Raw genomic sequence first — 22805 nt, 5'->3', positions numbered from 1 at the left:
ATAAGTATAAAGACCTCTCTCATTTCTCTGTTGGAATTTTTAATCCACCGGAATTCCATACCAGATTTTAAGGGTTTTGATGCCAAAATTGATCGCTTTTTGGCGTTCAGTACCCATATAGATATCGATTTTTTTGCTGTAGCGAGCGTTCATTTTATCTTTAACGAGATAAATACCGTCAAAACCTTCAATTTTAATAGGGGTGTTTTTGGTGATGCCGAGTTTTATAAGATCCCTGGAAATAGCAACAGCTTTTATACCGGGGCGCAGTGTGTCTCCCCATGCGGCTATGGTAGGATGTCCAACGGTTTGTCCCTGCATGGAGTTATAGGCAGAGGCTTTTACCGTAAGTGGTTTCCAGTTGAAATCATCGTCCGGAATTTCTTTTTTCTGTGCACAACCGAAAGTCGCGTTCAGAAGAAAGACTAAAAAGATAAAAGAACTGTATATTTTATTTATTTTGCTGAAATATAGCATTGACTTATAATTGAGCGTTTAAACGAGTTCTTAAGATAGATAACGAAAAAAGCACCGATATCGTACTATCGAAAAATCAAATGCACTGATAATCAAAACAAATACAACCGCTGTAAGGTTTGGAAGAATATTTGACTAAATTTGTAGCGTAAAAAAATTGAGTAACATTTAAACATAAATAAAATGGCTTTAGAAATAACAGATGCTACTTTTGACGAAGTGGTTTTGAAAAGCGACAAACCTGTTTTAGTAGATTTTTGGGCAGCTTGGTGTGGTCCATGTAGAATGGTTGGTCCGATTATCGAACAGTTGAGTGAAGAATACGAAGGAAAAGCTGTAGTGGGAAAAGTAGATGTGGATGCCAATCAGGAATTCGCAGCTAAATATGGAGTGAGAAACATTCCTACGGTATTGGTTTTCCAAAATGGAGAAGTTGTTGGAAGACAAGTAGGCGTAGCTCCTAAGAATTCTTATTCGGAAGCAATTGATTCTTTGTTATAAGAAAATTAACGATCTATTGTATAAAAAAGGTTTGGTAATTACCAAACCTTTTTTATTTTAGATTATATTGCAAGTAAAACCAACTAATTTATAATGGCGTCCATTTTTACCAAAATTGTTAATGGAGAAATCCCGAGCTATAAAATTGCCGAAGATGACAATTTTTATGCCTTTTTGGATATTAACCCTAATGCTTTAGGACACACGCTCTGTATTCCTAAGAAAGAAGTGGATAAACTTTTTGATCTCGATGAAGAGACTTATGCCGGGCTCATGGCTTTTTCAAGAAAAGTGGCAATAGCAATGGAAAGAGCTATCGATTGTCAGCGGGTAGGAGTAGCTGTAGTAGGATTGGAAGTTCCTCACGTACACATCCACTTGATTCCACTGAATAGTATGAAAGAAATGACCTTTCAACACAAAGTCAACCTTTCCCCTGAGGAGTTTGAAAAAGTTGCTGAAAAGATTAGAGAATTTCTTTAAGAACTTCAGGATAATAGTAATACATAAAAATACTGACAGCGATCAGGAAAATTATTAATAAGCCAAGAACACCCCATCCAGTAAGCCTGAAATAAGTTCTCGGCTTTTCTACCGTTTTCTGATAAAATTCTCGAACCCTTTCTATATCATCGGTCCACCTTACCGGGTATATGGTAGTATTGCAGTTATTACACACAATAATATCTGAAATTTGGCTGGTGGCTCTTTTAAATAAAAGTCCTTCAATATGTTTTTGATAAAAGGTGAGTAGGAGACCTTCGTTTGAAAAACATTCAGGACAATTATTGGTTAACGAAGCTTGTTTTATTTCTTTCTGTTTTGTTTTCACGGGGCTTGTTTTTTGTGCTAATTTATGAATCTAAAACTTTAAGGTGGGTTCTAAAAATTGCTTTCTTTTGAAAAATGAAGATAACAAATAAGGTGCAAGGCATATTTTTTTGGAATAGCCTTAGCTATTGCAAAAAAATATAACGCAGTCAGATTGCTTGTTATATTCGTTCCCTTTGGGTTTTCATAGTTTTTCATATACTGCTTCAAATTTTCTTACGTTATCCTGCGATAGCGTTGCTAAAATTTTCATTGTCTCTAAAAAACTATGAAAATTTCAATGCAAATCAATTTTTAGAAACCACCTTCAGTACAATTTGTATTGTGGTTCCCTTATTTATCACCGAATTTAAAACCTTTACTTTTCCATTGTGGTAATCCTCTATGATTCTTTTGACTAAAGATAATCCGAGACCCCATCCTCTTTTTTTGGTTGTATAACCCGGTTCAAATATTTTTATAAAATTACTTTTATGGATTCCTTTTCCGGTATCTATAACGTTTATTTTTGCTGTTTTCTTATCCGAAGTAATTTCAATAGAGAGTTTTCCTTTGCCTTTCATGGCATCTATGGCATTTTTGATGAGGTTTTCGATGGTCCAACTGTACAGTTGATCGTTGATATTGCAATAGATAGCCTCTTTTGAAGCCTGAAATTGAAAATCGACCATCTTCGAACTTCTCGATTGTAAATATTGAAAAGCTTCTTTGGTTTCAGCTACAATATTTCTCTTTTCCAGAGCCGGAATAGAACCTATTTTTGAAAAGCGTTCGGTGATGGTGGAAAGCCTGTCGATGTCCTTTTCTATTTCAGTAGTGATGTCAGGGTTTATATCCTCACTTTTTAATATTTCCGCCCAGCCGAGTAGGGAAGAAAGCGGTGTTCCTATTTGATGGGCTGTTTCTTTGGCCATTCCTGCCCAGAGCTTGTTTTGATCTGATATTTTTGCCGTTCTGTAAAAAAAGTAAACCGAAGCACTGAAGAAAACGATAATGAGGATCAGTGCGATTGGATAATACTTCAGATTGTTCAACACCTCGGAATTGCCGTAATAGAGGGTTCCGTATTTGTCGTTTTTGAAAGTGACTTCAATAGGAACGTTTTCAGCATTGAATTGCCTTATTTTTTTTTGAAGGTAAATCGAATCCCCGGCCTTTCTCTCGGGAAGGTTGTTTGATGTAATATCGCCTTCGTTCCCTACATAGATCATCGGGGTACTGGTATTGTTTTTTAGTACTTCCAGTGTAAGTTTCCCCAAGTCGCGTTCTAAATTGGTGGTTTGAAGAAATTCCCCCATGGCTTCGGCCCATATCTTCATTTTGGTGCGTTCTTCTTCTTTGAATTTCTGAAAAAAGACATACGTATTCCAAAGTATGGAAACAACAATTACAAATGAGGAAACAATTAAGATCCAACGTGTGGTTTTTTTCATGTGTTTATTTCTTAATGGTCATCCCGGTATTTATCGATAGGGAACGCCTGCGATCGTGTCCTTGTATGTCCAAAAAAACGTTTCATTTTAATTGAAGAAAAAGATGGTTTTTACCCGAGCTCATTGCATAAATATAAAGCAAAACCTTTAATTTTATTGTAAAGGGGAGACTAATTTTGATTGTGGGATGTAATCGGGTTGGAATTGAGCATTGATTCTCCGAATATAAAGGAAAACATTTTTACAGCTCTTTTATTTAGGCTATTTTTGTTTAAAATGTCTCGATGTTAACAATAGATCCCAACAACATTCCAACGGGTAAATTCCACGGGTATTTATTAAAGGCCGTAGCTCCAAGGCCAATTGCTTTTGCAAGTACGATTGACAAAAAGGGGAATGTGAATCTGTCGCCTTTCAGCTTTTTTAATGTGTTTAGCTCCAAACCACCCATTATGATTTTTTCGGCAAACAGAAGGGTGAGGGACAACACCACAAAACACACCCTGGAAAATGTGTTGAAAACCAAGGAGGTGGTTATCAATGTGGTGAATCACGATATTGTGCAACAAGCTTCTTTGAGCAGTACCGAATATGCAAAGGATGTCAACGAATTTGAAAAAGCAGGTCTAACGATGTTGAGATCAGAAATGGTAAAACCGTTTCGGGTAGCCGAATCCCCGGTGCAATTTGAATGCAAGGTCAATGAAGTGATCTCCTTGGGAAAAGAAGGAGGTGCCGGGAATTTAATCGTTTGTGAAGTGCTAAAAATGCACATTAATGAGGCTGTACTGGATGAAAACGGAGAGATTGATCAACATAAAATAGATTTGGTGAGTAGAATGGGAGGGAATTGGTATTGCCGTTCCAATCTGGGCATGTTTGAAGTGCCAAAACCCTTGTCGAGCATCGGGATTGGGGTTGATAAGATCCCGTCTGCCATTAGGTATAGTAAAGTGCTTACAGGAAACGACTTGGGTATCTTGGGCAATGTGGAAAGATTGCCAACCAAAGAAGAAGTGGAAGATTATGTATCACATTCCATCGAAGTCAAAAGGATTTTGAGTGCAGATGATGTGAGTCAAATACACAAAAAAGCGCAGGAATTGATTGCCACAAACGATGTGATGGCCGCATGGAAATTATTATTGGCTAATAAGTAGAAATAGAAGAATTTTAATATTTTTGAAACATGGAAATACAAGGAAGAATAAAATTGATTGACGAAACCAAAACATACGGAAACAACGGTTTCAGGAAAAGAGAAATAGTTATCACTACTGAAGAGCAGTATCCACAACATATTATGGTTGAATTCATTCAAGATAAATGTGAGTTGCTGGATGCCTTTCAAGTGGGACAACAGGCTAAGATAAGTATCAATTTAAGAGGAAGAGAATGGGTAAATCCACAAGGGGAAACCAAATATTTTAACTCCATTCAAGGATGGCGTATCGAAAGTTTGGAGACTGCCGGGGACAATCAACAAATGCCTCCGATGCCACCTGAAGATGCTTTTGAGCCTGCCAAGGATTTTAATGAGGATGATCACGACGATCTTCCTTTCTGAGAAAGAACAACAGAACAGAAAAAATCAAAAAGGAACTTGTAAACGAAATACGAGTTCCTTTTTTTGTCCCCATAGGTAGGTGAGGCTCAATTAGTTTTTTAAATAAAAAAGCCCCGAACAAAAAATATTCGGGACTTAATGTTGTGGTTTTAGGCTGCCATTGCATTAAACTCAAAAAGCAATGATGAAAATAATTTGGTTGCAACGACAGTATCAAAAATCTAATAAAAATTGCAGATTACCAAGAAAAACTTAATATTTAATACTTTTTTAAGCAAAAAAAATTATTAATAAGTGTAGTAAATTGTTTTTTCTTACAAACGAAATAATATTTCCTCCTGTAGAGAATGCCACAGAGGATGGAGTAGTAGCGATGGGCGGCGATTTATCTGTCGAAAGATTGATCGAAGCATACCGCCAAGGGATTTTTCCATGGTTTGATCAGGGGTCGATGATCTTGTGGTGGAGTCCGGATCCTCGAATGGTTTTGTTTCCTGAAGAGGTGAAGATATCAAAAAGCATGCGATCGGTATTGAAAAAGGAGATTTTTAAGATTACTTTCAATACGGCTTTTGAAGATGTGATTGAAAATTGTGCAAAAATCAAACGCCAAGATCAAAATGGAACCTGGATTACCGATGATATGCAAGAGGCATATACGAAACTGCATAAAATGGGGATAGCGAAGTCGGTTGAGGTTTGGCATGAAGGCAAATTGGTGGGCGGTTTGTATGGGGTTGACCTCGGCCATGTTTTTTGTGGGGAGAGCATGTTTTCCAAAATGAGCAATGCTTCCAAGGCAGCCTTTATCTTTTTGGCGAATAAACTAAAGACCGAAAATTATAAGTTGATAGACTGCCAAATTTATACCGATCATTTGAAATCCCTCGGTGCACGGGAGATTCCCAGAACAGATTTTATTGAGATTTTAAAAAAGAAAGATTGAGATCAGTTGCCATAGATAGTTGATTTTCTAAAAAACAAAAAAGTCATGTTTAATCTGTAACAAAACGGCTCTTTTCGATACTAATGAGTTGATACTACATGAGCATTACTAACCATTTTAATCAATTATTATGCAATACACATAAACTTATTTAAGTATACCATACTGAATATGGTTAAAATAAGTTTATGTATATTCCTGAATGTGAAGAAATTTTTAGTTTCTTCATCCGCCGTTGGCGGACTAAAAATTTAAAAACAGATGAAAAAACAAATCTTTAAAATCAAGCAAGTTTTTGTTTTGGCTTTTTTAGTCAGTAGTTTTGGGCTTTGTGCTCAAGAAGTAGCCGGAACATGGAAAGGGACAATAAATGTTCAGGGAAATGAGATGCCTTTGGTTTTTAATATAGAAAAAGCCAACGATGGGTATTCTTCAACTATGGACAGTCCGTCCCAAGGGGCTACCGGAATCCCAATGGATGAAACCTTGTTTGTTGATGATCAGTTGACAATAACATTCAAACAAGCGGGGATTAAATATGTAGGGAATTTAAATAAAGACAAAATATCAGGAACGTTTTATCAGGGACCTATGGAATTACCTTTAAATTTAGAAAGATCAGAAAAAACAGTGCCGGGCAACCCTGAGTTGGTAACGTCTGATGCCGAGCTTGAGGAATTGGCCTCGTTTGATTCGGGAAGTTATTCATATAGTGTAGAAGACTATTTTGCTAAACCAAAAGCATCGAGTTTTAATTTTTCCCCAGACGGAAAATACCTTTCCTATAAAGAAAAAGATGAGAATGGAAAGCGTCATATTTATGTCAAGGAAATAAGCACCGGAAAAGTTTCGCGTGCTATTGAAGAGAAAGAAGAACTCATTAGAGGCTATGGCTGGCTAAACAATGAACGCCTAGTGTATGCCATGGATACAGGGGGAGATGAAAACTATCACCTCTATGCTGTTAATTTAGATGGCTCAGAGCTTAAAGACCTGACCCCTTTTGACGATGTGAAAGCTAGTATGTTAGCATTATTAAAAGAAGATAAAGACCATATCATAATTTCATTAAATAAAAATAATCCTCAGGTTTTTGATCCCTACAAAATAAATGTCGTGACCGGGGAAATGGAAGAACTATATAAAAATGATGACATAGCCAATCCTGTTGCCGGATATAATTTTGACAGAAAGGGAAATTTAAAAGCCTTCACCAAAATGCGCGATGGGGTTGAACAGGACTTATACTATTTTAATGAAGCGGGCGAGCCGGAAAAAATGAAAAGTTTAAGCTGGAAAGATGCTTTCTCTATTATTACATTCAATTATGCTACAGAGAATCCTCATGATGCTTACGTGGTGTCCAATTTAGATAATGACAAGTCTGAAATTTTATTGTACGACCTTAAAGAAGACAAAATAATTGATAATGTTTTTTCAAATGAAGACTATGATGTATCGAGTTTAAGCCTTTCCAGAAAAAGAAATTATGAGCTTGATTATATAGTATATCAAGGAGTGAAAAAAGTGGTAATTCCTGTGAGTGACTATTTCAAAAAGTTACATGCAAAACTGGAAAAAGAGTTTGAAGGAAAACAATATTCCATTGCCGATTTTACAGATGATGAAAGTAAATACCTGATCTTCATCCAAAGCGATAAACTTTACGGATCTTACTATTCTTATGATGTAGCCAAAGACGAATTTAAATTGCTTTACAACCTGATGCCGCAATTAAAAGAAGAGGACATGGCAGAAATGCAACCGATCACTTTTAAGAGCAGGGACGGTTTAACCCTTCACGGGTATATTACACTGCCGAAAGAAGCTGCAAATGGACAAGTACCACTTGTTGTGAATCCGCATGGTGGGCCACAAGGAATCCGGGACACATGGGGTTTTAACCCGGAAGCTCAATTGTTTGCTAGTAGGGGCTATGCTACCTTACAAGTGAATTTCAGGATTTCAGGAGGGTACGGACGAAAGTTTTTAGAATCCGGATTTAAACAAATTGGAAGAAAAGCCATGGACGATGTAGAAGACGGTGTTCAATATGCTATAGACCAGGGATGGATAGACAAAGATAAAGTAGCTATTTATGGTGGCAGCCATGGCGGGTATGCGGTGTTGCGCGGACTCACAAAAACACCTGATCTTTATACCTGTGGAGTAGATTATGTTGGGGTGTCTAATCTGTTTACGTTTATGGAAACAATACCTCCATACTGGGAACCCTATTTAAAGATAATTAAAGAAATATGGTATGATGAAGATATTCCTGAAGAGAAAGTAATAATGGAAGAAGTATCACCGGTGTTTCAGATAGACAAGATTAAAAAGCCTTTGTTTGTGGTACAGGGAGCTAATGATCCACGGGTGAATATAGATGAGTCAGACCAGATCGTAAGTGCTTTACGTGAAAAAGGATATGATGTGCCCTACATGGTTAAGTATGATGAAGGACACGGATATGCAAAAGAAGAAAATTCAATAGCCATGTATAAAGCCATGATGGGATTCTTTGCAAAGCATTTGAAATAACCTGGGTTTGATGTGATTTCAAAAGCCGTCAATTCGAGTGCCCTGTGGAATATTGTGAAGCAATTTTATTCCACGGGGTGTATCGAGAATAGGCTTTTGAACGAAAACCCAATTCAATAAACAAAATTAAGATTGTTTGCTGTCAGTTCGAGCGCAGTCGAGAACTAAAAGTAGGTTTCGACTGCGCTCAACCTGACAAATTAAGTTTCTGTTGCTTTTAGAAAGCCTCTTTTTATGCAATAAGTCACACTTCCTTATACCTAAAACATTCCACTTCATGATCATTAACCATACCTGTGGCTTGCATATGGGCGTAGACAACGGTGGTGCCTACAAATTTGAATCCGCGCTTTTTCAGGTCTTTACTGATCTCGTCTGAAAGGGGTGTGTTCGCCGGGGCATCTTTATATGATTTGAGATGGTTTTGAATGGGCTTTCCATCCACAAAGCCCCAGATATAATCGCTGAAACTGCCAAATTCCTGCTGTATTTTTATAAAATTTTGCGCATTGGTAATAGCCGATTTTATTTTTAGCTTGTTTCTGATAATACCTTTGTCCTCAAGCAAGGATTCGTATTTGGCATCGTCGTAAGCGGCAATCTTTTTGTAGTCGAAGTTGTCAAAAGCCTTTCTGAAGTTTTCCCGCTTTCGCAGGATGGTGATCCAACTCAACCCGGCCTGAAAGGTTTCCAAGATCAAAAATTCAAATAAAGTAGTGTCCTCATATACCGGGACACCCCATTCGGTGTCATGATAGGCTTCATAAAGCGGATCGCCCACACACCAACCACATCGATTCATAGTTTTTTGAGTTTAATTGGTAATAAAGGTATAAAATAAAATAGTGGAGTCATATATAATTTCCTTGCGAACCCTCTTTGCGCCCTTTGCGCTTTGCTTAGCGTCCATTGCGGTTAAACCTAAACGTAGGGAGCGTAAGGGAATACGCAAGGTTTGCTATGAAAAAGAACCCACAATGTATTATTCCCCCTGAAACAAATAGGTAATCGTTCCGCGTTGTTCTGCAGTCGATTTTGCTGCAAATCGAGACCGTAATGCATATTTAATGGCATTTTCAACCAAGCAAGCGTTACTGGTATTAGAGCTATTCCTATTATGGCTGGCGTCGGTAACAAAACCATTGGAATCTACTATGATGTTGATCACCACTTTACCAAAACTCTGGCAGGTATAAACGGGATTGGCAAGTTTGATGTGAGTACGATCTAACAAAGAATAGGTAATGGTAGTTCTCCTTTTGATATTAGGCTTAGGAGCGTCATCTTCTTTGTTCAGGCTTTTTATTTTTTCGCGTTGTTCCCTTAGTTTTTCGGCCATTTCTTTGGCATAAGTATTATCAAGCGAAAGATCGTTCAATTCGGAGTTCTCCGGATTTTCACTGGCAGCTTCCTGCGCTTCCTGCGCCAATTCTTCCAGAGTTTTAAAATCCTCTAATTCTTGGGAATATTTACTTTCCATGGCTTCGTTATAGGCCTGATGGGTTTCCAGCTCTTCCATCACAACTTCCTCTTCCATTGGAACTTCTTCAAGTAATTCTTCATCAAAACTCAGCTCATACAAGAATTCTTCTTCTTGTTGGCCCGCCATTCGGATATTGAAGATGGTAAGGATAATGATTCCCATCAAGCAGCTGGTGATGATAAAAGAAAGCTGTTTGTTGTTAAGCCCGTTAATTCCGTCAATGATCTTGTCACCAACCTTGTCAAGCTTTGCTATTATGGTATTAAAGTTCATATTTTAAAACGACTTGGACGCTAAAGATAAAAAATTTCACCAACTACGATTATAATAAAGTTGTAAAAGCGTCCGGACTTATGGCTTTATTTACGTTGAAATCACCTATTTTGGTTCTCCTGAGTTCAGAAAGATAAGCTCCTGATTCCAAAGATTTTCCAAAATCATGGGCGAGCGAACGGATGTAGGTACCTTTGCTGCAAACCACCCTAAATTGTACTTCGGGAAGTTGAATATGGGTGATCTCAAATTCGGTGATTTCAACATTCCGTGGTTTTATTTCCACCTCTTTCCCTTCGCGGGCATATTCATACAAACGTTTTCCCCCTTTTTTTAAAGCGGAAAAAACCGGTGGATATTGTTCGATAACCCCGGTAAATTGCTTGGTGTTTTCCCGGATTTTTTCTTCCGTAATGTGTTCAGTAGGGTAGGTGCTGTCTATTTCGGTTTCCATGTCATACGACGGTCGCGTGGCTCCCAAAGTGATGGTTCCCGTATATTCTTTAACCTGACCTTGCAGTTCAGGGATCTTTTTAGTGAATTTTCCGGTGCAGATAATAAGTAAGCCTGTAGCAAGTGGATCTAAAGTACCGGCATGACCTACTTTTATCTTTTTAAGCCCAAACTTTTTCTTAATGGCCCATTTTATCTTGTTTACCGCCTGAAAAGAAGACCACTCAAGGGGTTTGTCAATAAGAAGTATTTGTCCGTTTTTTATTTGCTCTTCAGTATAAGCCATGAATCAATTTTTAGAACCCACCTTTAATAGTAGTAGCCAAGGAAAATAGCTACCAATCCAACAATAAAGCAATATATAGCAAAATAAATAAGTTTGCTGTTCTTTACAAGTTTGATCATCCACGTACAGGCCAGTATTCCCGATATAAAAGCAGCGATAAACCCTACAGAAAGGGATTGTATATGAACACTATCATATGAAAGCGCACCGCTTAGAATGTCTTTTGCTATTTTCCCGAAGATTAAAGGGACGACCATCAAAAATGAAAAACGGGCGGCCTTGCTTTTATCATTCCCAAGTAATACGGAAGTGGAGATCGTAGCTCCGGATCTGGAAACCCCCGGAAGCAAGGCGATGGCCTGTGACACACCAATAACAAAGGCATTGGAATAGCTCACTTTCTTTCCGGTGTTTTTTGCTTTGTCAGCCAGATACAATAAAAGCGCAGTGACGATCAGCATAAAACCGACCAATACGATATTACCACCGAACAATAGTTCGAGTTGTTCCTCAAAAAAGAAACCGATAAGCGCCGCCGGAACCATGGAAAGGATGATTTTTAACGAGAATACCTTTTCTTCGTTCCATGTCGATTGGAAGATTCCTTTTATAATGTCATAAATGTCTTTTCTGAAAACCACCATGGTACTTAGTGCCGTAGCGAAGTGTAAAACAACCGTGAACAGTAAACTTTCCTGTGGCAAGGAATGATCACCCAAAATAGCTTTCCCCAATTCTAAATGGCCACTAGAGGAAACCGGGAGAAATTCGGTAAGTCCTTGAATGATTCCCAGGATAATAGCATCAATTACATCCATTATTTATGTGATGGAGTTTATGGGTTGTTGGATTTCTTTTTATTCGGATTCAGGAGAATAGCGTACACTTCAATACCAAAACCGATAAGAATCAATGTCGGAGCAAGACGGATTCTTCTAAAACTGAAAATATCCGTATTGAAAACATTGGGGTCGTCACTACCACCGCCGCTCATCAGAATAAACCCGAGCACGATAAAGGCAAGACCAATGAACATGAACATATAGTTTTTCTTCTGAAAGATGAATTCTTGATCAGTCTTTGTATTTTGATTCTTCTTTTTTGACATATGCGTTATTTTAATAATACAGATCGTCTGTCCTTAGGTTTAAAAAGCGTTGTGTCGCGATATAGGTGCTTATCCATGTGATAATAATTCCGATGACAAAGATACCCAGAAAAAGACCAATTAGTGTTATCGGTTCAGAAAACAAGCTCAGTTGGGGCATTTTCACATTGACATAATAAAGTACGCCCCCCATGGCAATCATGGCGACCAAGGCACCAACCATGCCCAATTTTATACTGTTCCATATAAAAGGACGGCGGATAAAACGTTTGGTAGCCCCCACCATTTGCATGGTTTTTATGATAAATCTTTTTGAATATACTGAAAGACGGATAGAACTGTTGATGAGCAACACGGCAATAATCGTAAAAACCCCACTGGCGATAAGGATCCAAAAGCTCATGCGTTTTACATTTTCATTCAGCAAGGTAATAAGAGGTTTGTCGTATGCGATATCGGCGACATATTCTTTTTTGGCTAGATAATCAGCTATCTTTTGAATACTGTCCGTAGCCACATATCCTGCATTTAAATGTACATCTATAGAATTTTGCAGCGGATTATACCCCAGAAACTCCAAAAAATTCTCTCCAATTTCCTGACTGTGCGATTCTGCGGCTTCATCTTTTGAAACATAGGTGGCCGATTTGGTATATTCGGCCATGGCAAGGCTTTTTTGCAACTGATTTATCTCCACCTCTTTTGCCGTGTCTTTTAAAAATACGGTAATGGCAACCTGCTCTTTAAAATGATCGGCCAGTTTTTTGGTGTTTATAACCAAAAGACCCAGCGCGCCGAGAAGAAACAGAACAAGCGCAATACTTAATACAACAGAAAAGTAAGAAGATATTAGTTTGCGTTTTTGATAGCGCTCAAAAGATTTGCTCATACGGTTAATATAATTGGATGTGTAAAAGTAATAAAGTAAATTTAATCACGATAATTTATAACGGTGAACCTTTTGTGTTTGTTGTTTAGGTGTTGAAAAGATATTAAATCAATAGTGTCCAAAACATTTATATTGAATTTTACTGAACTTGTTAAGGTTTAGATGAAATTTTCAATGTTTGGGTTTTTCGGCCTATGATAAAAACATTGAAAATCAAGGAAGCAGCGGGGCAAGAAGATAAAAATCTGTTTGAGTTCCGCCCTCAAGGCGGAATGAGTTATTTTTATCTGTGGCTGGGGATTCCGTAGTATTTTCTTATGTTTTTATCATCAGCCTAGACTTTTTTGGTTCTTTTTTGGGCAATGCAAAAAAGAACAGGTGAAATTTATTTAGAACAAAACTGACATTGAATAATAAAAAAAATGAAATTAAGGCAAACATTAAACAAATTACAGCTATCCGATAACCTGGACCTATTGGCAGGACAAGTAGTAGAAGGCTTTATCAGTGGAATGCACAAGAGTCCGTTTCACGGGTTCTCATCAGAATTTGCCGAACATAAAATTTACAATCAAGGCGAAAGCACCCGGCATATCGATTGGAAACTTTTTGCCAAAACGGACAAGCTCTACACCAAAAAATACGACGAAGAAACCAACTTGAGGTGTCATATTATTATTGACAACTCGGCTTCCATGCACTATCCGTCGCTAAAAACACAGTCGGTTGACCGGTTAAACAAAATAGGATTTTCCGTATTGGCCTCCGCAGCCCTGATGAAACTATTGAAAAAACAGAGGGATGCCGTAGGGATGAGCATCTATTCAGACGCCTACGATTTTTACGCACCCGAAAAGGGGAGTGAGCGCCATCGCCACCTTTTGTTGGATACTTTGGAAGGAGTGGTAAACACAACGGTAAAAGCCAGTGGCACAAAAACCTATACCTATCTGCATCAAATAGCAGAAAAAATACACCGTAGAAGCCTTATTTTTCTGTTTACCGATATGTTCCAGACCGAAACCGATGATAAAGCTTTGTTTCGGGCCCTTCAGCATTTAAAGTACAACAAACACGAGGTGATCCTTTTTCATGTGATGGACAAGGAAAAGGAATTCAATTTCAATTTTGAGAACACCCCAAAGCGATTTGTCGATGTCGAAACCGGGGAAGCCATCAACCTGTTTGCTGAAAATGTACAACTTGGCTACGAAGAGCGAATGAAAAAATATCTCGACAGTTTGAAATTGCAGTGTATGCAGTATAAAATAAAGTACGTTGAAGCTGATGTACAGCAGGATATCAACAAAATTTTAACCACTTACCTTGTTGAGCGTCAAAAGTTTATTTAGCCGGTTGGTTTTTTATTTAATTTTTTTAAGGAAAACGTTTGTGTAATTAAAAATGGGGCGTATATTTGCATCCGCAATCAGGAAAGGTCTGGTAGTTCAGCTGGTTAGAATACATGCCTGTCACGCATGGGGTCGCGGGTTCGAATCCCGTCCAGACCGCGAAAAGCAAAAAGCTTCAATCAATAAATTGGGGCTTTTTTGGCATAAAAATAGTTGTGTTGTTCAGTGGTAGTAATACTGCTGAAGGTTTAGTAGAGGTGCCCAACCAAGTTGAGCACTTAACCAATGAAAGGCTTTCCTTCCGGTTCTTATCGGAATATGGAAGGCTTTTTTGATTTATAGCCCAGCCGGCAGGCTATAAATCCCAAATTCCAAGTACCAAACCCCAACCCACAACTAAAAAAACACCCATAACTCTTGGAAGCTGTGTTTTTTAAATTATTCTAGTGAGACCTTCAAGGTTTTCAAAACCTTGAAGGTCTTTTAGTTATTGTGCTTCGGCAGCCCTTCGACACTTCGTCACAGTTAACATATCTCCAGATAAAAAGACGGTTGCTACATTGAAAAAGATGATGGAGCAAAAAGAAGAGTACCGTAAAAAGATTATCTCTAAGATAAAGAAATCCAATCAATAAGATTTTTAGTATTATGTACAATATTGAAAAACGAGGCTGTCTAAAAAGATTGTTTCTTGTCAGTTCGAGCCTGCCTTTGTCGGCAGACAGGCGCAGTCGAGAACTAAACGTCTGTTGAAAATCAGGAGGTTTCGACTGCGCTCAACCTGACATATCCAGATTAAATTACTTTTTAGACAACCCCTTTATTTTTAAACGCTCCGTCCCCTTCAGAGTGACATTCCTTTGTTTCTTGCCCCCTCTAATTAAGGTTTATCAAAATAAGTGAACCCACGTCAGTGTAGTCGTCAGTTAGTTGCATATGCTGTTCGCATTTAGTGAGTGTCATTGACCTCACCTTACGGGTGTACAAGCACCCTCTTAACCCTATTGGTTAATCTATGGGTGTGGGATGTTGTTTATATATGTTATATACGTTATAAATACGCTATAAACACGTTATATATACGCCATATATACGCTATATATACGCTATAAATATGGGTCATCTATGTTTTTGTTGTATCTTAGTTATGAATGCCCATAGAAGATTTATCAAACCAAGCGTGATAATCAGGGCATTATCTGACCGATAAAAATCAATAAATATTAACAAATAACACCTATTCTAAATACCCATGGCAAAACAAAAGAGTATTGTAAAGTTTACAGGGACTATAGACGGGGTCAATTTTTATTATAGAAAGGGCGTTCCCGTGGCCCGAAAGGCCGGTGGTGGATTCAATAAGGAAGCGATCAAGAAATCCCCGAAGATGGAGCGGGTGCGCGAGAACAGCAGTGAGTTTGGCTTGTGTTCGCGTACAAAAAAAGTTTTTAAGGATAGCCTGTACCCCTTTTTGCAACACCATAAAGATCCGACATTGCACGGCAGGATGATGAAGGTTTTCCAGCAGATAAAGACCTGTGACTCCGCATCCGAAAGAGGAAAACGGAGAGTGGGCAAGGGCTTGGAAACCGATAGGGGGAGGCAATTGCTCAAGGATTTTAGTTTTACCCCCAAAAGGGATGTGGAAACCACCCTTGTGGCCGACATTGCTTTTGACAGGGAAAGTTATAAGTGCGATATATCTGGCTTTGACATGGGGCAATTCAGGTTTCACCCGGATGCGACCCATTTTGAACTGCTCTTTGGCATTGTGCGAATGGATTTTGAGGTTTTGACTTCGACAACCTATATGGCAGCTCCTGTAAGCATAGGGAAGGATTTTGACAATAACCATATTGTGTTGGCACCGGAAGACACCCCCAAAGATGGTGGTATGAAATTTGCCTTTTTGGGTATCCGTTTTTATCAGGAGGTGTCGGGGACGCTAGAGATTTTAAAGGCTGAGGGTGCTACGGGGATAAAGCTTTTGGATGTTTTTTAAATTATTCCAGATGTTGCTTGGTCCCAGAGCCCTTCAAGGGTTTCAAACCCTTGAAGGGCTGTCAGGATAAAAAGCCTTTTAGTTATTGTGCTTCGATAGCCCTTCGACACTTCGGCAGGCTCAGTGCAGGCTAAGCTCAGAGTGACATTTTGTTTTATTTACCAATGTGGTATTCGACACTTTCATAGGCATGTTGGTTATTGCTTTGTCATTTCAACTTTGTTTCATGCTTTTGTTCATTTTTTCCATCGATGAAAAAACGAACCAAAAAAATCTAGCCTGAATTCTTTTTTTTTGAAATCTACGTGACTATTTTGATCCGCCGCATGGTAGCCGCTCCTCCTGCGTCGGATGCTATTACCATTGCTGCTTCGTCCATCGCCAAAATAGTCCCTGATTTGCTACAAAAAAACAATTAGGGCGGGTTTTGATTACTGCTGGTTTTAAAATGAACGTTCTCTTTTGGTGTTTTGATTGTGCTTCGATACTTCGTCAATCCTTCGACATACTGAAACCATGTTCAGCACAGGAGCTCAGGATGACATTGCTCAGTGCAGCCCTTCGGCAGGCTCAGGGTGACATACGTTTTTGTTTTATGCTTTTGTTCATTTTTTAGCTCACGCCCTTTTCTATTTTTAATTTGGGTTCGTGAACCTCCGTTGTCGGTTTCCATCGATGAAAAAATCCTTCGGCTACGCTCAGGATAAACCAAGCCAAAAAAATCTAGCCTGAATTCCCCTTGCGCCGGCTGGCTCCCCTGTCTGCCGACAGGCAGGTTCTCTAAAAACATCCACCGGATGTTTTTTTAACGCTCGGCCCTAAAAAAACAATTAGGGCGGGTTTTGATTACTGCTGGTTTTAAAATGAACGTTCTCTTTTGGTGTTTTGATTGTGCTTCGATACTTCGTCAATCCTTCGACATACTGAAACCGTGTTCAGCACAGGAGCTCAGGGTGGCATTGCTCAGTGCAGCCCTTCGACTGTGCTTCGACAAGCTCAGCATGACAACATTACTTAGGGTGACATTGTTCCCGACATTTTCATAGGCTTTTGGTTATTGTTTTGTCATTTCGTCTTTGTTTCATGCTTTTGTTCATTTTTTCCATCGATGAAAAAACGAACCAAAAAAATCTAGCCTGAATTCTTTTTTTTTGAAATCTACGTGACTATTTTGATCCGCCGCATGGTAGCCGCTCCTCCTGCGTCGGATGCTATTACCATTGCTGCTTCGTCCATCGCCAAAATAGTCCCTGATTTGCTACAAAAAAACAATTAGGGCGGGTTTTGATTACTGCTGGTTTTAAAATGAACGTTCTCTTTTGATGCTTCGACAGGCTCAGCATGACATACCGTTTTGTTTGCATTTCGATGCTTCGACATACTGAAACCATGTTCAGCACAGGAGCTCAGGATGACATTGCTAAGTTCAGGGTGGCAGGGGTGACGCTTCGAAGTGTCAGGGCTCTGCCTACAGATATTATCATATCAAGATTATAGCGAAGTCTATTTCTAGTCAGGCTTCGATTTCTTTCTTGTTGAACTGTTCAGGATTTCCAAATAGTTTAGTTATAGAAGAGCATGCAAATAATTGGCTGTATCGTTTAAACCTAATTTTCTAAATCTATCCAGCGTTTCAAATTCATCCAGGTCGGGATTTGTTCTGTTTAAAACAAGTTTACGAAATGCTTCTATGGCTTTTTGCGGGTTTAGATCAATAATATCGGTTAAAAAATCATCGACCCCTTTTGCGCTCAATCCAAAAGTAACTATATATTCTTTAGGAAAGTCTTTGAGATTGTTGGTTACAATGATATTGGCGTTTGTTTTAATAGCTGCTGCCAATACATGCCTGTCTTTTTCATCTGGTAGTGTTAAACCGTCTATAAGGCCTTCATAATTATTGACAAAAGCGTCCGGAAATGCATCATTGGCCATTTTAATGCGTTTTTTTATTTCAGCATCCGGAACCCCTTTTCGCTTCATTACCGATTCCCATTCATCAAAGATGTGCTTACTCCATTTAGGTGTAAAAAGTTCATAAACAGCAAACCAAAACAACAAATCACGGATATCAATCGGGTAGATTACATTAGTGTCTAACACACAAGTAAAACGAACACTATGAATCATACAACCCGGATTCTTCGTCCAACTTCATCATTTTTTTGAGTAATGCTTCTTGCTGTTCTTTCATGGCCTCTTTATAATTGGCCACATCTTCAAACTTTACCCTTCGGTGCTTTCCTATTTTGGTAAAAGGGATTTTACCTTTCTCTAATAGCTTTACAAGGTGAGGCCTTGAGCACCCTAAAAATTCTGCAGCCGACTGAGTAGTCATTTCAGTTGCCATCGGAACTATGGAAATGGGCTTTCCTTCTCCCATAGCTTTTAGAATGGTAGCCAATAACCTTAAAGCCTTTAAAGGAATTTTAATTTTATCCTGAGTTTCTTCTATTTCTATTTCAGGGTTTTTAACCTTTAGCTCCTCCAAAGTAGCCGACAGGGCATTATAAGAAGCAATGGCAGTAGTCTGCTCTTCCTTAGAAGGTCTTCGTATATCTTTTAATTCTTCCATTTTGAGTTTACGGTTTATCGCAAAGTTAATCGAAATAATCGAAACAAACGAAATATATGAAAGTTAATTGAAAATCAATGAGCCTTCGACTGTGCTTCGATACTTCGTTAATCCTTCGACAAGCTCAGGATGACATTGCTCAGTGCAGCCCTTCGACATACTGAAACCATGTTCAGTACAGGAGCTCAGGATGACATTGCTCAGTACAGCCCTTCGACTGTGCTTCGACAAGCTCAGCATGACAACATTACTCAGGGTGACATTGTTCCCGACATTTTCATAGGCTTTTGGTTATTGTTTTGTCATTTCGTCTTTGTTTCATGCTTTTGTTCATTTTTTAGCTCACGCCCTTTTCTATTTTTAATCCCATTAAATGGGTTTTAATTCCCCGATGCTCTGCGTCGAAATGGGTTAAGGTTTGTTCGTTTGAATACCTCGTGGGCTTGCCCCGAGGCAGTTGATTTTGGGTTCGTGAACCTCCGTTGTCGGTTTCCATCGATGAAAAAACCCTTCGGCTACGCTCAGGATAAACCAAGCCAAAAAAATCTAGCCTGAATTCCCCTTGCGCCGGCTGGCTCCCCTGTCTGCCGACAGGCAGGTTCACTAAAAATGTCCACCGGAAATTTTCTTAACGTTCATGCCTCTTGAAATCTACGTGACTATTTTGATCCGCCGCATGGTAGCCGCTCCTCCTGCGTCGGATGCTATTACCATTGCTGCTTCGTCCATCGCCAAAATAGTCCCTGATTTGCTACAAAAAAACAATTAGGGCGGGTTTTGATTACTGCTGGTTTTAAAATGAACGTTCTCTTTTGGTGTTTTGATTGTGCTTCGATACTTCGTCAATCCTTCGACATACTGAAACCATGTTCAGCACAGGAGCTCAGGGTGGCATTGCTCAGTGCAGCCCTTCGACTGTGCTTCGACAAGCTCAGCATGACAACATTACTCAGGGTGACATTGTTCCCGACATTTTCATAGGCTTTTGTTCATTTATTCACGAACCTTTCTGTTTTTTTAATAGGTGTCCATGAATCTTCGATTTCTTTGCTTGTCCAAGAGAGTGTGATAAATTCTTTTGGCATACCGTCATAACACCCCTAAAGTCCCCTCAAGGGGACAATGCCTTTCAGGGTGACATTACTTTGTTTCTTGCCCCTCTAATTAAGGGATGTCAAAATAAGAGAACCCACGCCGTTGTATATGCTGTTCACATTTAGTGAGCGTTCGTAAGTAACCTCACCTTACGGGTGTGCAAGCATCCTTAAAATCAAGCTATTAATCCGTAATAAGATCAATACCTAGCTTTGGGATTTGTATTTTTATAGACATTAATTTAATATTCAGTTTGCATTTAATGAATGATATTAACCTCATCGATTTTAAAGATTGGAGGGGTTGTATATGCTATCCGCATTTAGTGAGCGTTATTAAACCTCACCCTATGGGTGTACAAGCACCCTCGATAAATTCCTTAACCTATAATAAGTTCAATACCCGCTTTTTCAGCCTTGTATTTTATTTTAGTCATCAGTTCATAATAGCTCCAGTTTCTAAGTACAAATTCTTCCTCTTTTGCAATCGCGATCTTGTCCTCCTGGTTTAATAAAATAAGCGTTCCGGCCTGATGTTTCACACAAAAATCAATGAGTTTTCTACTGTATACATGCAGTCGGTGGTCTACATAATTACTTTCTGTGTTGTGGAACTTGTCCACTGCTTTAAGTTTTCGTTTACGTCCTTTACCTGATTTACAGTAAGCAATACCTTCAAGAGTCCTTTTCCGGGCTGCCTGTATCGCCAACCTTCTATACAGAAACTCTTCCCTAGTGCCGATACTGAGCCTTGTACTTCCAATTTTTACAATCATAGGATATTCAAGAGAGAGTGAGGCCTCTGCTACGACCTCGGGCTTCAGGTCATGCTTTTCCTTTTCAATTTCAAAGGTCGCCAGCCAAAAGGTTTTTTTGCCTTTTAGTTTAATATGCGAAGCACATAGCTTAATATCTCCATTTACAAAACGTTCCAATAGTTTTCGTTTGTCATTAAAATCCCTCCCTAAATACGTCTTAAATGGGATTTTAAACAATCGAAAACAAAATGCCTTTTTCTGTTCCTCATAGTGTAATTTTCTTATGTTTATCGGTAAAAATGGAAATGCCATATCACTTTTAAAGTTATCCAGTGAACGCATACCCTTCCAATATTCAGACTTTTTTTTATAAAAAGTAGAAACTAAAGTTTTGTTTAAACTTAACAAAATATTGGTTGGGATTTCACCTTTAAAGCGATTCGATATAACACGATAGGTTGCGTTGAGACGATAACATTGTAAAATGCCATCTTCATCTTTTTTTTCATCGGCCAGTTTATACCTGATTCCTTCAGAAAGATAAAAGAAGTCTTTGATCATTTCCTGTACATACAAATGGGAAACAATAAGGTTGGCCGCCCTGTAACAGCGGTTTTGCCACCGGTAAAGCTTGTCCAGCGCCTCCTTTCGTTCCTCTTGAGTGGGCAGATCGACCAAAAGCTGGATCTTTCGGGTGAGTTTGAGTGTTGAATTTTTCATCTGTTTAAAATTTTATAGTCCGCCAACGGCGGATGAAAAAACTAAAAATTTCTGCACATTCAGGAATTACTCACTTAACTCTTATTATATAAATAGTGTTCGTGAACCTTCTGTTTCGCATCAATTCCGTCCTAAATAAATTTTCATCTGTTCTTTTTTGCATTGCCCAAAAAAGAACCAAAAAAGTCTAGGCTGACGATAAAAACATAAGAAAATACTACGGAATCCCCAGCCACAGATGAAAAAAAACTCATTCCGCCTGAGTCATTATTCCTTCGCGCCGGCTGGCCCCGTCGCTAAAAACATCCACTGGATGTTTTTTTAACGCTTGGTCCTATCGTAGGCCGGAACCAAACCACAAACATTGAGATTTCATCAAAACCTTAACAAATTCAGTATGTTTAAAAAATTTAATCATATCAGTTGGTATATAATGATGAAATTTGTTTATGCTCATTTCATGTCTAAGCTGATTCTAATTGTTCCGTATGTTTCTCCTGCATGAGTTTATACGCGGCCATAAATTCTTTATGCACTTCCTTTTCAGACAGGTTGAGTTCCCTGGCGATAGCCGCAAAAGAAAACTTCTTTTCACACCTAAGTTTTAATACCGTGGACTGCTCTTCGGTCATGGTTCCCTGCACTTTTATACGGGTAAGCCGTTTTTGGTCGTTGCCAAGCCTGTTTCCCTGATCGACCATATTCTTTATGTCCTCAATAGCCCGTTTTACCTCGTTGCTGGTTTCGGTGATACCCTTTCCCATAACCTCGGCAATCGCTTTATATTGAAAGCCGTATTTTAAACAGAGCTCTATCAAGTGTCTCCTTTTTGCACTTAACAAGGGCAATACCTTTTTGATTTGGTCGAAGGCTTTTTGTTTCGACTCCTGATCCCGTAAACTTTCATCATCATTTACCGGATCATAACCTAGCATATAATCTTGGTAATTGCCGTAATTCTCTAAGGAGTTGACCGTTCTAAAAAACCTGTTTTTGGGTTTGCTGTAATATGAAATACATTCCCTTTTCATGACAAACCGTAAAAAAAAGAAAATATGCTTAGGAGATTCTATTTTGTCCCTATGCACCCATAATTTTAAAAAAACATCCTGAACTAAAGATTTTACCACAAATTCATCATCAAGCCATTGCTTGCCCATCCAAAAGATACTTCTGCTGTATTGCGCGTGGATTTGTACCAAAGCAGTGGGGTCACTGTTTTTTAATAATTTAAAATTACGGTGTGACATAACGAACTCATTTAAAGCGGCGGTAGCTTCCACCGGAATTAAATTGGATTGATAAAATAGCTGATGCGAGTTCTTACAGCTTATAAAGAGAAGATAACTTTGAAAAGGGTTGAGAAGAATGCACTTTTTCTATAAATAAAAAGGCGTGGATACTCAACTTATCGATCTAAGGTACTGGTATACCGCACGACAACAAGTAAGCCCACGCCCGGGTCGTGAGCATTTACACTTATCACCCTGTCGTTTAAAAATTACCAGTTTTTAGA

At 38.7% G+C, this 22805-nt stretch carries 22 protein-coding genes and 1 tRNA gene; 9 read left to right on the top strand and 14 right to left on the bottom strand.

Annotation, left to right across the window (positions count from 1 at the left end):
* Positions 1-39: 39 nt before the first annotated feature.
* The gene (locus OOZ15_RS14145; protein ID WP_265957079.1) at positions 40-477 is read right to left on the bottom strand and encodes a 3D domain-containing protein; all 438 of its coding nucleotides are present in this window, start codon (positions 475-477) and stop codon (positions 40-42) included.
* Positions 478-660: 183 nt separating this feature from the next.
* Between OOZ15_RS14145 and trxA the strand changes: the two genes are divergently transcribed.
* Together trxA and OOZ15_RS14135 are read left to right on the top strand one after the other, a co-directional pair.
* The gene (gene trxA / locus OOZ15_RS14140) at positions 661-978 is read left to right on the top strand and encodes a thioredoxin (protein WP_265957078.1); all 318 of its coding nucleotides are present in this window, start codon (positions 661-663) and stop codon (positions 976-978) included.
* Positions 979-1071: 93 nt separating this feature from the next.
* Positions 1072-1461 carry an HIT family protein gene (locus OOZ15_RS14135; protein ID WP_265957077.1) on the top strand — a complete coding sequence of 130 codons (390 nt, stop codon included), beginning with the start codon at positions 1072-1074 and terminating at the stop codon, positions 1459-1461.
* On the opposite strand, the gene OOZ15_RS14130 is transcribed toward OOZ15_RS14135, so the two are convergent.
* The gene (locus tag OOZ15_RS14130; protein ID WP_265957076.1) at positions 1445-1810 is read right to left on the bottom strand and encodes a hypothetical protein; all 366 of its coding nucleotides are present in this window, start codon (positions 1808-1810) and stop codon (positions 1445-1447) included. The two genes, OOZ15_RS14135 and OOZ15_RS14130, sit on opposite strands and share 17 nt — an antisense overlap.
* Before the next feature lie 286 nt (positions 1811-2096).
* Complete coding sequence (locus tag OOZ15_RS14125) at positions 2097-3242, bottom strand: sensor histidine kinase (RefSeq protein ID WP_265957075.1); 1146 nt, start codon at positions 3240-3242, stop codon at positions 2097-2099.
* Between the two features lie 284 nt (positions 3243-3526).
* Here OOZ15_RS14125 and OOZ15_RS14120 point away from each other — a divergent pair, with 284 nt between their 5' ends.
* From OOZ15_RS14120 to OOZ15_RS14105, 4 genes are all read left to right on the top strand, one after another.
* The gene (locus OOZ15_RS14120; RefSeq protein ID WP_265957074.1) at positions 3527-4402 is read left to right on the top strand and encodes a flavin reductase family protein; all 876 of its coding nucleotides are present in this window, start codon (positions 3527-3529) and stop codon (positions 4400-4402) included.
* 29 nt (positions 4403-4431) lie between these two features.
* Positions 4432-4809 (top strand): DUF3127 domain-containing protein, encoded by a 378-nt coding sequence (locus tag OOZ15_RS14115; RefSeq protein ID WP_265957073.1) that lies wholly within the window; start codon positions 4432-4434, stop codon positions 4807-4809.
* 304 nt (positions 4810-5113) lie between these two features.
* A complete protein-coding gene (gene aat, locus OOZ15_RS14110; RefSeq protein WP_265957072.1) occupies positions 5114-5755 on the top strand; it encodes a leucyl/phenylalanyl-tRNA--protein transferase in 642 nt (213 codons plus the stop codon).
* 261 nt (positions 5756-6016) lie between these two features.
* Positions 6017-8296 (top strand): S9 family peptidase, encoded by a 2280-nt coding sequence (locus tag OOZ15_RS14105; RefSeq protein WP_265957071.1) that lies wholly within the window; start codon positions 6017-6019, stop codon positions 8294-8296.
* Positions 8297-8540: 244 nt separating this feature from the next.
* Here the strand turns inward: OOZ15_RS14105 and OOZ15_RS14100 are convergent, their stop codons facing one another.
* The 6 genes from OOZ15_RS14100 to OOZ15_RS14075 all read right to left on the bottom strand — a co-directional run bounded on the left by OOZ15_RS14100 (position 8541) and on the right by OOZ15_RS14075 (position 12788).
* A complete protein-coding gene (locus OOZ15_RS14100) occupies positions 8541-9098 on the bottom strand; it encodes a DNA-3-methyladenine glycosylase I (protein ID WP_265957070.1) in 558 nt (185 codons plus the stop codon).
* A gap of 180 nt (positions 9099-9278) precedes the next feature.
* Entirely contained in the window at positions 9279-10052 is a 774-nt protein-coding gene (locus OOZ15_RS14095; protein ID WP_265957069.1) for a hypothetical protein, read from the bottom strand.
* Between the two features lie 49 nt (positions 10053-10101).
* The gene (truB, locus tag OOZ15_RS14090; protein ID WP_265957068.1) at positions 10102-10791 is read right to left on the bottom strand and encodes a tRNA pseudouridine(55) synthase TruB; all 690 of its coding nucleotides are present in this window, start codon (positions 10789-10791) and stop codon (positions 10102-10104) included.
* Positions 10792-10814: 23 nt separating this feature from the next.
* Complete coding sequence (locus tag OOZ15_RS14085) at positions 10815-11609, bottom strand: undecaprenyl-diphosphate phosphatase (RefSeq protein WP_265957067.1); 795 nt, start codon at positions 11607-11609, stop codon at positions 10815-10817.
* A gap of 17 nt (positions 11610-11626) precedes the next feature.
* Positions 11627-11899, bottom strand: a complete 273-nt coding sequence (locus OOZ15_RS14080; protein WP_265957066.1) for a DUF3098 domain-containing protein — start codon at positions 11897-11899, stop codon at positions 11627-11629.
* Between the two features lie 10 nt (positions 11900-11909).
* Entirely contained in the window at positions 11910-12788 is an 879-nt protein-coding gene (locus OOZ15_RS14075) for a cell division protein FtsX (RefSeq protein ID WP_265957065.1), read from the bottom strand.
* Positions 12789-13210: 422 nt separating this feature from the next.
* On the opposite strand from OOZ15_RS14075, the gene OOZ15_RS14070 reads away from it, so the two are divergent.
* From OOZ15_RS14070 to OOZ15_RS14060, 3 genes are all read left to right on the top strand, one after another.
* On the top strand, positions 13211-14140 hold the full coding sequence (locus OOZ15_RS14070; RefSeq protein ID WP_265957064.1) for a DUF58 domain-containing protein: 930 nt from the start codon (positions 13211-13213) through the stop codon (positions 14138-14140).
* A gap of 85 nt (positions 14141-14225) precedes the next feature.
* Positions 14226-14299: transfer RNA gene (locus OOZ15_RS14065), tRNA-Asp, on the top strand.
* Positions 14300-15392: 1093 nt separating this feature from the next.
* Positions 15393-16142, top strand: a complete 750-nt coding sequence (locus tag OOZ15_RS14060) for a hypothetical protein (RefSeq protein ID WP_265957063.1) — start codon at positions 15393-15395, stop codon at positions 16140-16142.
* 520 nt (positions 16143-16662) lie between these two features.
* Here OOZ15_RS14060 and OOZ15_RS14055 read toward each other — a convergent pair.
* From OOZ15_RS14055 to OOZ15_RS14035, 5 genes are all read right to left on the bottom strand, one after another.
* Positions 16663-16932 carry a hypothetical protein gene (locus OOZ15_RS14055; RefSeq protein WP_265957062.1) on the bottom strand — a complete coding sequence of 90 codons (270 nt, stop codon included), beginning with the start codon at positions 16930-16932 and terminating at the stop codon, positions 16663-16665.
* 776 nt (positions 16933-17708) lie between these two features.
* Positions 17709-18272 carry a PIN domain-containing protein gene (locus tag OOZ15_RS14050; RefSeq protein ID WP_265957061.1) on the bottom strand — a complete coding sequence of 188 codons (564 nt, stop codon included), beginning with the start codon at positions 18270-18272 and terminating at the stop codon, positions 17709-17711.
* Complete coding sequence (locus OOZ15_RS14045) at positions 18262-18717, bottom strand: helix-turn-helix domain-containing protein (protein WP_265957060.1); 456 nt, start codon at positions 18715-18717, stop codon at positions 18262-18264. The genes OOZ15_RS14050 and OOZ15_RS14045 overlap by 11 nt, the downstream gene beginning before the upstream one ends.
* Positions 18718-20191: 1474 nt before the next feature.
* The gene (locus tag OOZ15_RS14040) at positions 20192-21289 is read right to left on the bottom strand and encodes a transposase (RefSeq protein WP_265957059.1); all 1098 of its coding nucleotides are present in this window, start codon (positions 21287-21289) and stop codon (positions 20192-20194) included.
* Between the two features lie 464 nt (positions 21290-21753).
* The gene (locus OOZ15_RS14035; protein WP_265957058.1) at positions 21754-22539 is read right to left on the bottom strand and encodes an RNA polymerase sigma factor; all 786 of its coding nucleotides are present in this window, start codon (positions 22537-22539) and stop codon (positions 21754-21756) included.
* Positions 22540-22805: the final 266 nt, after the last annotated feature.

The organism is Galbibacter kalidii, from assembly GCF_026241135.1.
GTDB lineage: Bacteria > Bacteroidota > Bacteroidia > Flavobacteriales > Flavobacteriaceae > Galbibacter.
This window is presented reverse-complemented; position numbering and strand designations above follow the sequence as displayed.

Excerpts from the sequence above, each read along its gene's own strand:
- OOZ15_RS14145 (WP_265957079.1), bottom strand. The coding sequence starts at position 477 with ATGCTATATTTCAGCAAAATAAATAAAATATACAGTTCTTTTATCTTT.
- trxA (WP_265957078.1), top strand. The coding sequence starts at position 661 with ATGGCTTTAGAAATAACAGATGCTACTTTTGACGAAGTGGTTTTGAAA.
- OOZ15_RS14135 (WP_265957077.1), top strand. The coding sequence starts at position 1,072 with ATGGCGTCCATTTTTACCAAAATTGTTAATGGAGAAATCCCGAGCTAT.
- OOZ15_RS14125 (WP_265957075.1), bottom strand. The coding sequence starts at position 3,242 with ATGAAAAAAACCACACGTTGGATCTTAATTGTTTCCTCATTTGTAATT.
- OOZ15_RS14120 (WP_265957074.1), top strand. The coding sequence starts at position 3,527 with ATGTTAACAATAGATCCCAACAACATTCCAACGGGTAAATTCCACGGG.
- OOZ15_RS14115 (WP_265957073.1), top strand. The coding sequence starts at position 4,432 with ATGGAAATACAAGGAAGAATAAAATTGATTGACGAAACCAAAACATAC.
- OOZ15_RS14105 (WP_265957071.1), top strand. The coding sequence starts at position 6,017 with ATGAAAAAACAAATCTTTAAAATCAAGCAAGTTTTTGTTTTGGCTTTT.
- OOZ15_RS14100 (WP_265957070.1), bottom strand. The coding sequence starts at position 9,098 with ATGAATCGATGTGGTTGGTGTGTGGGCGATCCGCTTTATGAAGCCTAT.
- OOZ15_RS14095 (WP_265957069.1), bottom strand. The coding sequence starts at position 10,052 with ATGAACTTTAATACCATAATAGCAAAGCTTGACAAGGTTGGTGACAAG.
- truB (WP_265957068.1), bottom strand. The coding sequence starts at position 10,791 with ATGGCTTATACTGAAGAGCAAATAAAAAACGGACAAATACTTCTTATT.
- OOZ15_RS14085 (WP_265957067.1), bottom strand. The coding sequence starts at position 11,609 with ATGGATGTAATTGATGCTATTATCCTGGGAATCATTCAAGGACTTACC.
- OOZ15_RS14080 (WP_265957066.1), bottom strand. The coding sequence starts at position 11,899 with ATGTCAAAAAAGAAGAATCAAAATACAAAGACTGATCAAGAATTCATC.
- OOZ15_RS14075 (WP_265957065.1), bottom strand. The coding sequence starts at position 12,788 with ATGAGCAAATCTTTTGAGCGCTATCAAAAACGCAAACTAATATCTTCT.
- OOZ15_RS14070 (WP_265957064.1), top strand. The coding sequence starts at position 13,211 with ATGAAATTAAGGCAAACATTAAACAAATTACAGCTATCCGATAACCTG.
- OOZ15_RS14060 (WP_265957063.1), top strand. The coding sequence starts at position 15,393 with ATGGCAAAACAAAAGAGTATTGTAAAGTTTACAGGGACTATAGACGGG.
- OOZ15_RS14055 (WP_265957062.1), bottom strand. The coding sequence starts at position 16,932 with ATGTTTTTAGAGAACCTGCCTGTCGGCAGACAGGGGAGCCAGCCGGCG.
- OOZ15_RS14050 (WP_265957061.1), bottom strand. The coding sequence starts at position 18,272 with ATGATTCATAGTGTTCGTTTTACTTGTGTGTTAGACACTAATGTAATC.
- OOZ15_RS14045 (WP_265957060.1), bottom strand. The coding sequence starts at position 18,717 with ATGGAAGAATTAAAAGATATACGAAGACCTTCTAAGGAAGAGCAGACT.
- OOZ15_RS14040 (WP_265957059.1), bottom strand. The coding sequence starts at position 21,289 with ATGAAAAATTCAACACTCAAACTCACCCGAAAGATCCAGCTTTTGGTC.
- OOZ15_RS14035 (WP_265957058.1), bottom strand. The coding sequence starts at position 22,539 with ATGTCACACCGTAATTTTAAATTATTAAAAAACAGTGACCCCACTGCT.